General features: G+C 67.4%; 4 protein-coding genes and 2 pseudogenes. 4 read left to right on the plus strand and 2 right to left on the minus strand.

What is annotated here, in order from left to right; translation table 11 throughout:
* The first annotated feature begins 34 nt into the window (after positions 1–34).
* Positions 35–1,396 (plus strand): lipocalin-like domain-containing protein, encoded by a 1,362-nt coding sequence (locus JOZ00_RS09540; protein ID WP_293342991.1) that lies wholly within the window; start codon positions 35–37, stop codon positions 1,394–1,396.
* Here JOZ00_RS09540 and JOZ00_RS27665 read toward each other — a convergent pair.
* Together JOZ00_RS27665 and JOZ00_RS27670 are read right to left on the minus strand one after the other, a co-directional pair.
* Positions 1,379–2,116, minus strand: a pseudogene (locus JOZ00_RS27665) (SRPBCC family protein); the annotation flags it as partial. The gene JOZ00_RS09540 and the pseudogene JOZ00_RS27665 sit on opposite strands and share 18 nt — an antisense overlap.
* Positions 2,117–2,233: 117 nt before the next feature.
* A pseudogene (locus JOZ00_RS27670) lies at positions 2,234–2,641 on the minus strand (Rieske (2Fe-2S) protein); the annotation flags it as partial.
* A gap of 40 nt (positions 2,642–2,681) precedes the next feature.
* Here JOZ00_RS27670 and JOZ00_RS09550 point away from each other — a divergent pair.
* The 3 genes from JOZ00_RS09550 to JOZ00_RS09560 form a co-directional block, all read left to right on the plus strand.
* On the plus strand, positions 2,682–3,563 hold the full coding sequence (locus JOZ00_RS09550; protein ID WP_293342997.1) for a MerR family transcriptional regulator: 882 nt from the start codon (positions 2,682–2,684) through the stop codon (positions 3,561–3,563).
* 81 nt (positions 3,564–3,644) lie between these two features.
* Positions 3,645–4,367 carry a DUF1906 domain-containing protein gene (locus JOZ00_RS09555; RefSeq protein WP_293343000.1) on the plus strand — a complete coding sequence of 241 codons (723 nt, stop codon included), beginning with the start codon at positions 3,645–3,647 and terminating at the stop codon, positions 4,365–4,367.
* Positions 4,368–4,888: 521 nt separating this feature from the next.
* Positions 4,889–11,811 (plus strand): fatty acid synthase subunit beta domain-containing protein (locus JOZ00_RS09560; protein ID WP_293343003.1); only part of this gene is annotated, 6,923 nt, incomplete at its 3' end.

The raw sequence follows: 11,811 nt of genomic DNA on the forward strand, positions 1-11,811 counted from the left end.
CGCCGTAGGCAACGAAGCCCGGGCGGAGGCGACATTGAACAACGACTGGCGCAGTTACCCATTTCGGCTGGTGCCCGGCGACAGCCAGCTGGACTTTCCGGAAGCCGAAGGCGAGCACCCGGACCAGGAATCGGACACCTGGTTCATTGCCGGTCAGCTGGATGCCGTCGACAGCGGCCGCTCGTTCGCCTTCCTGACGATCTTCAACAAGAACCGGCCCGGGGGAACGGTCGTCGCCGACTTCTACACGTTGGCACTGTTCGATCTGGATTCCGGGGATTACGGCACCTACACCGATTACGACATGCCGCCGGCCAACATGAAACCGGGGGCGCAGCGCAAGCTCGACATGGCGACGGGTCATCTCGACATCAGCTACCACTGCAGCGCAGGCACCGCGTCGTGGAGCGCGTCGCGTGACGGCGACGGCGAATTGCTGCCCTATACCTACCGCGTCAGCCTCGTCGGTGAAGACCACTCGGGCCGCCCCATGAGGCTGGACCTGGCCGTAACACCCACGCGCTCACCGACTCCGCTGGGCGCGTCGACCTACAACGGCAAGATCGCCTGCTTCGGCCAGACCGACACGTACTCCTATTTCCAAACCGGAATGGCGATGACGGGCACTCTGCGCTGGGGCGACGTCATCGAGGAGGTCTCGGGCAGCAGCGGCCACATCGACCGGCAGTGGTTTCCCAAATACGCCGGCGGCGGGGGAAGCGGGGGAGACCCTCGAGCCAGGTCGCACGAATGGCGCACGATCAACTTCGACAATGGCGTCGACCTGAGCATCTGGCGGCAGTTCGACCGGATCAACGGCAATGCGCTGCAGCCGTTTACCGGAATCACGGCGAGCTATCCCGATCCGGCCGCGCCGCCCGAGTGCGCTGAGGACGTGGACGTCACGATCAGCAGCTATGTCCGCTGGCCGGAAACCATGCGACCGCTGGTGCGACCGCCGGCCAGGGCCCGGTACATGCCTGACTGTCACCGGATCACGTGCGCCACAATGCAACTGGACCTCATCGGTGAGCCGCTGGTGGCGGCCCCGGCGCACGGCCTGCCGATCGAGTATATGGAAGGCCCATACCGCTATCGCGGCACGCTGTGGGGAAAACCAGTGACCGGCTTCGCGTTCAACGAGCGGTCGCTGGCGATGTACCGCGACTGGGAGCTGGTCGAGGTGCTCGCCACCACCGTCGCGAATACCGAACACCCGGGCCCGGACCTGCAGGCAACGGTGGAAGAGGTGGTGTCGTTGGTGGCCGCCGGCCGTCGTAGCGCGGCGGTCGAGGTGCTCTCCGGAATTGCGGCCAGTCAAAACGACACGCTGGCAACGCTTCTCGACGACCTGATCGCCGTGTTGTCCCAGACGGAGTCAACCGACAGCGCCTGACCGTGCCAGCTCCTCCGCCCAGGTGATGTGGCGGTGTTGCAGTCCGGGTTCGTTTCGCCCGAACAACAGGTGATCGCGAGCGCCGGACTCCAGGTTGGCCTGCAGCCCAGCGACCAATCGGTAGTCTTCGTCGCGCACAGTGGCGTGGGCGTATTCGAAGACGGCCTGTGCGCCGGCGGCCACGGATTCGTCGGAGAGGTCCTGCGGCGTCGCATTCTGATGAACCGTGATGGATCTGCCCGGCCGGTCGGCGGGGTAGACGCGGAACAGCTCGCCGTTGGCGATCGTCACCGACAGCACGATATTGGGGAACAGCGCGTAGATCACCACCATGTTGTGGAACGGGTTCCACTCCTCCTCGGGCGCGTTGTCGAGATCGAGAATCGTGTTGAGCGGGAAGATCAATCGGTGATGTGGCCCGAAGGAGTCGAACACCGTGCAATTGCTGCGGGCGATGGTGGCGAAGGTCTGCTGGTGGACGGTGGCGAAATGGTAGTTCTCCGCGAAGGTATCGATCGCCAGCTTCCAGTTGATCGGGGAGTCGAGCACCTTCTCACCCAGCGGTGACCATCGTCCGATGCCCCACGAGTCGAGTTCGTCGGCCAGCGGCCCCAGGTGCGCGGCGACGTCGAGCGTCGCGCCGGAATCCAGCGCCACCCACAGGAATCCGGCGAACTCGTTCGCCGGGAGTTCGGTCAAGCCGTCGGACCTGGGGGTGACGCGGGTTTCGCGGCGACCCGCTTCGCCCGGCTTCGCCGCGCTCGCGATCGCCGCGTAGTCGGTTTCGCGGCGACCCGCTTCGCCCGGCTTCGCCGCGCTCGCGATCGCCGCGTCCGAAAACCCCTCGCGTCCCGGCAGTCCGACCAAGCGCCCGGTGTTGTCGTAGGTCCACGCGTGGTACGGGCAGGTGAACCGTTTGGCCGTACCGCATCCCGTCGCCACCTGTGACTGCCGGTGCAGGCAGACGTTGTCGAACGCCTTGACCGATCCGTCGGACGTTCTGGTCAGCAGGATGGATCGCCCCATCACCGTCTTGGTGCAGTACGCGCCGGGGGCGGGGAGTTCCGAGACGTAGCCGACCAACTGGGGGCTGGACAGCAACATCGCCCTGTCGCGGTCGTGCCGCTCGACCGAGGTGTATTCGGCGGCGTCGACCGTGTGCTCGGCGGGCGCGAGGTCGGTCGTCTTGTCGCGCGCCAACTTCAGCGCGCGCCGAGTCAGATCGATGAGTTGGTCGCGGTCCATCTGCTCAGTAGAGACCTTGCGACAGTTGTAAGGTCAAGGCGTGGCTGAGCAGTTGCTGATCGGCGACGTCACGGCCCTGACCGGAATCGCCTCGGGCCGTATCCGCCACTACGACAAAATCGGCCTGCTGCGCGCGGAACACCTGTCCAACGGCTACCGGGTATTCGACGTCGACCAGGTCCTCGATCTGTTGCGCATCGACCTGATGCGCAGCCTCGGCGTCAGCATCAACGACATTGCGCGGTTGATCGAAGGCGGACACACCACACTGGCCAACCTGCTGGACGAGCACCGGACGTTGCTGGTCCGCCAGCGGGACCGGCTCGACCAGCTGATCGGGGCGATCGACGAATCGCGCGCGGCAATCGAAAGCCGCGCCAGCGACGTCAACGACCACATCCTGCGCAGGCTGGCGACCACGCACCGCGACAGCATCGGCGTCATCGGGCGACTCAGCGCGCCGCTGTCCGCACCGGTGGCCGCGATGTATGCCGACCTTTTCAACGAGTGGGACCTGCCGGTTCCGGCGCTGTTCGGCCAGATGGTCCTGCCCCCCGCGGCCAGCACCCTGCTGGCCCAACTGGCCGAGACGCCCGGGCACCTGGTGCTGTTCGACCGGTTGCGCAAGCTGGCCGGCGATGTGATCGCACTGGATGAAAACAGTTCGGCGGCAACAGAACTCGCGCGCAGCTGGATCGACGAGCAGCTGGCCGAGCCATTGCCCGACGACGTGGTCGGCGTGCTGCGCGGTGTGCAACCGCTGTTGGAGCACGACCCGGTGATCGTGCAGGGGTTCCGCGCGTGGGCGGCATCGATCAGCCCGGCCGCCGCCGACTTCATCGACGAGATCGCCCGCCAGACATCCCAGCGCGGGCTGGACGCCGTAAGCGTCATCGTGCTGCCCGCAGCCGCGCAGGCCTAAACGAACGATGTAGCTCTGTGATGCACATGTGACCAGTGTGTTCGATGTGTTGGGTGATATTTCTGTCGTACTCTGTGGCCTGTGTCATCGGTTTCGCGACGCGATCTCCTCAAGTTCGCGGCGGCAACCCCAGCATTACTAGGTCTGGGGATCGCGGCTGCGTCGGCGAGCGCCGCGCCGGCTACGGCGTCGCTCGGCACCCTTTTGGACTATGCGGCGGGAGTCATCCCGGCCGGCCAGATCAGGGCGGCCGGCGCCGTGGGATCGATCAGATATGTGTCGGATCGGCGGCCCGGCGGCAACTGGATGCTGGGCAAGCCGATCGAGCTCACGGAAGCGCGTGACCTCAGCAGTAACGGCCTGAAGATCGTCTCCTGTTACCAATTCGGCAAGGCCGACAGCGCCGACTGGCTCGGCGGCGCGGGCGCCGGCACCAAGCACGCCGAGCGCGGCATGCAGCTGCACGCCGCCGCCGGCGGCCCCGCTACCGCCCCCATCTACGCCTCGATCGACGACGACCCGTCGTATGACCAGTACAAACAGCTGATCGCGCCGTACCTGCGTTCCTGGGAGTCGGTGATCGGACATCAGCGCACAGGCGTGTACGCCAACTCGAAGACGATCGACTGGGCACTGCACGACGGCTTGGGTTCGTACTTCTGGCAGCACAACTGGGGCTCACCCAAGGGCTTCGCCCACCCGGCGGCCAGTTTGCACCAGGTGGAGATCGACAAACGCAGTGTCGGCGGGGTCGGGGTGGACATCAACGAGATTCTGAAACCCCAATTCGGCCAGTGGGCCTAGCTTCCCAACATCCGTCCGGGTCCCGATTCTTAAACTCCAGCAAACACTCGTTCGCTCATTTTTTGTCGATGCGGTGTTTGCGGACTATCACACAACGCGCTTGACGCGGACTTTGCGCGGCTCGAAGGCTCGAAATTTTTACATAACGATTACATAACAAAACTGCTTTGATCTGCGCAGTTATAGCTACTCGACCGTAACCACCTGCATGCAGCACGTTTGTTCGCGGCGCTTAGGCCGCGGCTTAAACGTGGTGTTACCCACGACACGGTTACCCGTGCGTAGAACTCACCAGTAACCAATCAGCACGCAAAACGGGGGTCCATCCTTATGACACTCTTAGTACAGCCGATGGAGTCCGAAGCGCCGCTCAACTCACCCGGAGCGGCCCGCCCGACACCACACCGGCCAGCCGTTTCCCGGCTGTGATTCGACGCGGAATCGACGGACATCCCGCCTGCCGGCGATGGTGACCGCCAGACGTACCGAGAAATAAAGACGCATACAGGGGAGACATAAAGGTGACGATCCACGAGCACGACCGGGTATCCGCTGATCGCGACGGTAAGGGCCAGCACCCACCGGCCGGGGACTCCCATGCTCTGGTCGACCGCCTCACGACCGGTGAACCGTATGGCGTCGCATTCGGCGGCCAGGGCAGTGCCTGGCTGGAGACCCTCGAGGAGCTGGTGTCGTCGGCCGGGATCGAATCCGAGCTGGCGACGCTGGTCGGCGAAGTGCAGCTGCTGCTCGAGCCCGTGGCAAAAGAGCTGGTGGTGGTGCGTCCGATCGGTTTCGAACCGCTGAACTGGGTGCGTGCGCTGGCGGCCGAGGACCCGATTCCCTCCGCAAAGCACCTCACGTCGGCGGCGGTGTCGATCCCGGGCGTGCTGCTTACCCAGATTGCGGCCGTGCGTGCGCTGGGGCGCCAGGGCATGGATCTGACCGAGACCCCGCCGGTCGCCGTGGTCGGACACTCGCAAGGCGTGCTGGCCGTCGAGGCGCTCAAAGGCGCGGGCGCGCGCGACGTTGAACTGCTGGCGATGGCCCAGCTGATCGGTGCCGCCGGGACGCTGGTGGCCCGACGCCGTGGCATCTCCGTGCTCGGCGACCGCCCGCCGATGGTGTCGGTCACCAACGCCGACCCCGAGCGCATCGGCCGCCTTCTCGAAGAGTTCGCGCAGGACGTCCGCACCGTGCTGCCTCCGGTGCTGTCCATCCGTAACGGCCGTCGTTCGGTCGTCATCACCGGCACCCCCGAGCAACTCTCCCGCTTCGAGCTGTACTGCCGGCAGATCTCGGAGAAGGAAGAGGCAGACCGGAAGAACAAGCTGCGCGGCGGCGACGTCTTCTCGCCGATCTTCGACCCGGTGCAGGTGGAGGTCGGCTTCCACACGCCGCGGCTGACCGACGGCATCGACATCGTCGGCGCCTGGGCGGAAAAGGCCGGCCTCGACGTCGCGCTGGCGCGGGAACTGACCGAGTCGATCCTGGTGCGTCGAGTCGACTGGGTCGAGGAGATCACCCGCGTCCACAAGTCGGGGGCGCGCTGGATTCTCGACCTGGGCCCCGGCGACATCCTCACCCGGCTGACCGCGCCGGTGATCCGCGGCCTGGGCGTGGGCATCGTGCCCGCGGCCACGCGCGGGGGTCAGCGCAACCTCTTTACCGTCGGGGCCGTGCCCGAGGTGGCGCGGGCCTGGGCAAGCTACGCACCCACGGTGGTCAGCCTGCCGGACGGCCGGGTCAAGCTCTCGACGAAGTTCACCCGACTGACCGGACGCTCGCCGATTCTGCTCGCGGGCATGACCCCGACCACCGTCGACGCCAAGATCGTTGCCGCGGCGGCCAACGCCGGGCACTGGGCCGAGTTGGCCGGTGGCGGGCAGGTCACCGAGGAGATCTTCGCCGCCCGCATCGACGAGCTGTCCAACCTGCTCGACCCGGGTCGCACCTATCAGTTCAACGCGCTATTCCTCGACCCGTACCTGTGGAAGCTGCAGGTGGGCGGCAAGCGGTTGGTGCAGAAGGCGCGTCAGTCCGGCGCGGCGATCGACGGTCTGGTGATCAGCGCCGGCATCCCTGATCTCGAGGATGCGGTCGATCTGATCGAAGAGCTTAACGAGGTGGGCATCAGCCACGTCGTGTTCAAGCCGGGGACGGTCGAGCAGATCCGCTCGGTGATCCGGATCGCGACCGAGGTGTCCACCAAGCCGGTGATCGTGCACATCGAGGGCGGGCGCGCCGGAGGCCACCATTCGTGGGAAGACCTCGACGACCTGCTGCTGGCGACCTACTCGGAGCTGCGGTCACGTCGCAACATCACCGTCTGCGTGGGCGGCGGCATCGGCACGCCCGAGCGGGCAGCCGAATACCTGTCAGGGCGCTGGGCCGAGTCGTACGGCTTCCCGTTGATGCCGATCGACGGCATCCTCGTCGGCACCGCCGCGATGGCGACCAAGGAAGCCACCACATCGCCGTCGGTGAAGCGGATGCTGGTCGAAACGCAAGGCACCGAACACTGGATCGGCGCCGGAAAAGCCGTGGGCGGCATGGCTTCCAGCCGCAGCCAACTCGGTGCGGACATTCACGAGATCGACAACAGCGCCTCGCGTTGCGGCCGGCTGCTCGACGAGGTCGCCGGCGACGCGGAGGCGGTCGCCGAGCGCCGCGACGAGATCATCGCCGCGATGGCCAACACCGCCAAGCCGTACTTCGGCGACGTCGCGGAGATGACTTACCTGCAGTGGCTGCAGCGCTACGTCGAACTGGCGATCGGTGAGGGCAACTCCACCGCCGACACCGCCGCGCCGGGCAGCCCGTGGCTGGCCGACACCTGGCGCGACCGTTTCGAGGAGATGCTGAAGCGGACCGAAGCGCGTTTGCACGCAAAGGATTCCGGGCCGATCCACACGCTGTTCGACGACACGGCCCTCCTGGAAAGCCCCCAGCAGGCCATCGCCACGCTGATCGCCGAGTACCCGGACGCCGAGTCGGTGCAACTGCACCCGGCCGACGTTCCGTTCTTCGTCACGCTGTGCAAGACGTTGGGTAAGCCGGTCAATTTCGTGCCGGTCATCGACAAGGACGTCCGGCGCTGGTGGCGCAGTGACTCGCTGTGGCAGGCCCACGACGCCCGCTACGACGCCGACCAAGTGTGCATCATCCCGGGTACCGAGGCGGTCGCCGGCATCACCCGGATGGACGAGCCCGTAGGCGAATTGCTGGACCGCTTCGAGCAGGCCGCGATCGACGAGGTCGTCGCATCCAACGGGCAACCGCGGGCGGTCACGTCGCGGCGGCTGGGCCGGCTGGACGTGACCGGACCGTTGGCCGTCGTGCTCGACGCCCCCGACGTGCAGTGGGCCGGCCGCACCGCGACCAACCCGGTTCACCGCATCGCCGACCCCAGCGACTGGCTGGTGCACGACGGACCCGAAAGCCGGCGCGCCACACACTCATCCACAGGTGCGCGGCTGCACGCCGAGGGCAACCGGGTCATTCTCAGTGTGCCGCTGTCCGGTACCTGGGTCGACATTCCATTCACCTTGCCCGCCAACACCGTTGACGGCGGCACCCCAGCGGTCTCCACCGAGGACGCCGCCACGGCCATGCGCGCCGTGCTGGCGATCGCCGCCGGCGTGGACGGGCCGGACATGCTGCCCGCCGTCACCGACGGAACGGCCACCGTCACCGTGGCCTGGGACCCTGAGCGCGTCGCCGACCACACGGGCGTCACGGCCACTTTCGGAGAGCCGCTGGCGCCCAGCCTCACCACCGTGCCCGACGCGCTCGTCGGTCCTTGCTGGCCCGCGGTTTTCGCGGCGATCGGCTCGGCGGTCACCGAGTCCGGCGTCCCTGTGGTCGAGGGCCTCCTCAGCCTGGTGCACCTCGACCACGGTGCCCACATGGTCGGCAAGCTACCGAGCGACCCGGCCGAATTGACCATCAGCGCAACGGCTTCGCCGGCCTCCGACACGGACATGGGACGAGTCGTCCGCGTCGCGGTGACCATCACCGGCGCCGACGGCGCGGTGATCGCCACCCTCGATGAGCGTTTCGCCATCCTCGGGCGCACCGGTGCCGCGGAGCTCACCGAGCCGCAGCGCGCGGGCGGTGCCATCTCTGAGAACGCCACCGACACCCCGCGTCGTCGCCGCCGCGACGTCATGCTGACCGCACCGGTGAACATGCATCCGTTCGCGGAGGTCTCCGGTGACCACAACCCCATCCACACCGACCGGGCGGCGGCATTGCTGGCCGGCCTGGAAACGCCCATCGTGCACGGCATGTGGCTGTCGGCCGCCGCGCAGCACGCGGTGACCGCCACCGACGGTCAGACGCGGCCACCGGCCCGGCTGGTCGGTTGGACCGCCCGGTTCATGGGCATGGTGCGTCCCGGCGATGAGGTCGACTTCCGGGTCGACCGGGTCGGAATCGACCAGGGTGCAGAGGTTTTGGAGGTGGCTGCGCGCGTCGGGTCGGACCTGGTGATGTCGGCCACGGCGCGGCTCGCCTCTCCCAAGACGGTGTATGCCTTCCCCGGCCAGGGTATCCAGCACAAGGGCATGGGCATGGAGGTCCGGGCCCGGTCCAAGGCGGCCCGCAAGGTGTGGGACACCGCCGACAAGTTCACCCGCGAGACGTTGGGCTTCTCGGTGCTGCACGTGGTGCGCGACAACCCGACCAGCATCATCGCCAGCGGCGTGCACTACAACCACCCCGAAGGGGTGCTGTACCTGACGCAGTTCACCCAGGTCGCGATGGCGACCGTGGCCGCCGCGCAGGTCGCCGAGATGCGCGAGCAAGGCGCCTTCGTCGAAGACGCCATCGCGTGCGGTCACTCCGTGGGCGAATACACGGCGCTGGCCTGTGTTACGGGTATCTACGAGCTGGATGCGTTGCTGGAGATGGTGTTTCACCGCGGCTCGAAGATGCACGACATCGTGCCGCGCGACGAGCTGGGCCGCTCCAACTACCGGCTGGCAGCGATCCGCCCCTCGCAAATTGACCTGCCCGACGACGAAGTCACCGCCTTCGTAGCCGAAATCGCCGAACGCACCGGTGAATTCCTGGAGATCGTGAACTTCAACCTGCGCGGCTCGCAGTACGCGATCGCCGGCACGGTGCGCGGCCTCGAGGCGCTCGAAGAAGAGGTGGAGCGGCGGCGCGAAATCTCCGGCGGCAAGCGGTCGTTCATCCTGGTGCCCGGGATCGACGTGCCGTTCCATTCGCGGGTGCTGCGGGTCGGTGTCGCCGACTTCCGTCGCTCGCTGGAGCGGGTCATGCCGCGCGACAAGGACCCCGACATCATCATCGGGCGCTACATCCCCAACCTGGTGCCGCGGCCGTTCACGCTGGACCGCGACTTCGTCCAGGAGATAAGGGATCTGGTGCCCGCCGAGCCACTGGACGAGATCCTCGCGGACTACGACACCTGGCGTAATGAGAAGCCCCGCGAACTCGCCCGCAAGGTGTTGATCGAGCTGCTGGCGTGGCAGTTCGCCAGCCCGGTGCGCTGGATCGAGACCCAGGACCTGCTCTTCATCGAGGAGGCCGCGGGCGGTCTGGGTGTGGAGCGGTTCGTCGAGATCGGCGTGAAGTCCGCGCCGACCGTCGCCGGGCTCGCCGGCAACACCCTCAAGCTTCCCGAATATGCCCACAGCACAGTGGAAGTGCTCAACGCCGAGCGCGATGCCGCGGTGCTGTTCGCGACGGACACCGACCCCGAGCCGGAAGAGGAGGCGGCCGAGCCGGCCGCCGACTCGGCCGCGCCGGAAGGCGTGGCCGCCGTCGAGGCCGCACCGGCCCCCGCCGCGGCTCCGTCGGGTGGTCCGCGCCCGGACGACATCACGTTCGACGCGGCCGACGCCATCCTGGCGCTGATCGCGCTCTCGGCCAAGATGCGGATCGACCAGATCGAGCAGTTGGACTCCATCGAGTCCATCACCGACGGCGCGTCGTCGCGGCGCAACCAGCTGCTGGTCGACCTGGGCTCGGAGTTGAACTTGGGCGCCATCGACGGTGCCGCCGAGGCGGACCTGACCGGCCTGCGGTCGCAGGTCACCAAGCTGGCGCGCACCTACAAGCCTTACGGCCCAGTGCTTTCCGATGCGATCAACGACCAGCTGCGTACCGTGCTCGGGCCTTCCGGTAAGCGGCCGGCCGCCATCGCCGAGCGCGTCAAGAAGACCTGGGAGCTCGGGGAGGGATGGGCCAAGCACGTCACGGTCGAGGTCGCACTGGGAACCCGCGAAGGGACCAGCGTGCGCGGGGGCGCCATGGGCCACCTGCACGAGGGCGCCCTGGCCGACGCCGCCTCGGTCGACAAGGTCATCGACGGCGCGGTCGCGGCCGTTGCCGCGCGCCAGGGCATCTCGGTGACGCTGCCGTCGTCGGGCGGTGGTGGCGGCGGCGCGACCGTCGACGCGGCCGCGCTGAGCGAATTCACCGACCAGATCACCGGTCGGGACGGCGTCCTGGCCTCGGCGGCTCGTTTGGTGCTGAACCAGCTGGGCCTCGACGACGCGACGAGCGCGGCGCCGACGGCCACCGATGCCGAGCTCATCGACCTGGTGACCCTCGAATTGGGCGCTGACTGGCCACGTTTGGTGGCGCCGGTGTTCGACGCCAAGAAGGCCGTCTTGTTCGACGACCGCTGGGCCAGCGCCCGTGAGGACTTGGTCAAGCTGTGGCTGGCCGACGAGGGCGACATCGACGCCGACTGGGTGCGGCTCTCGGAGCGGTTCGAGGGCGCCGGCCACGTCGTCGCCACCCAGGCCACCTGGTGGCAGGGCAAGTCCCTGGCCGCCGGCCGGCAAATCCACGCATCGCTGTACGGCCGGATCGCCGCGGGTGCCGAGAACCCGGACTCCGGCCCCTACAACAACGAAGTCGCCGTGGTGACAGGCGCTTCCAAGGGGTCGATCGCCTCGTCGGTCGTCGCGCGACTGCTCGCCGGCGGCGCGACGGTCATCGCGACGACGTCGAAGCTTGACGAGGAGCGACTCGCGTTCTACCGCGGGCTGTATCGCGACCACGCCCGGTACGGCGCGGCGCTGTGGGTGGTCGCCGCCAACATGGCGTCCTACTCCGACATCGACGCGCTGGTCGAGTGGGTCGGCACCGAGCAGTCCGAAAGCCTTGGGCCGCAGTCGATCCACATCAAGGACGCGCAAACCCCGACACTACTGTTCCCGTTCGCGGCACCTCGGGTCGTGGGGGATCTCTCCGAGGCCGGTTCGCGCTCCGAGATGGAGATGAAGGTCCTGCTGTGGGCCGTGCAACGACTGATCGGCGGCCTGTCGAGGATCGGCGCCGAGCGCGACATCGCGTCGCGTCTGCACGTAGTGCTGCCCGGCTCCCCGAACCGCGGAATGTTCGGTGGTGACGGCGCTTACGGCGAGGCCAAGTCGGCGCTGGACGCCCTCGTGAGCCGTTGGCA

Origin of the sequence: Mycobacterium sp. (assembly GCF_019243155.1) — a bacterium.
Lineage (GTDB): Bacteria > Actinomycetota > Actinomycetes > Mycobacteriales > Mycobacteriaceae > Mycobacterium.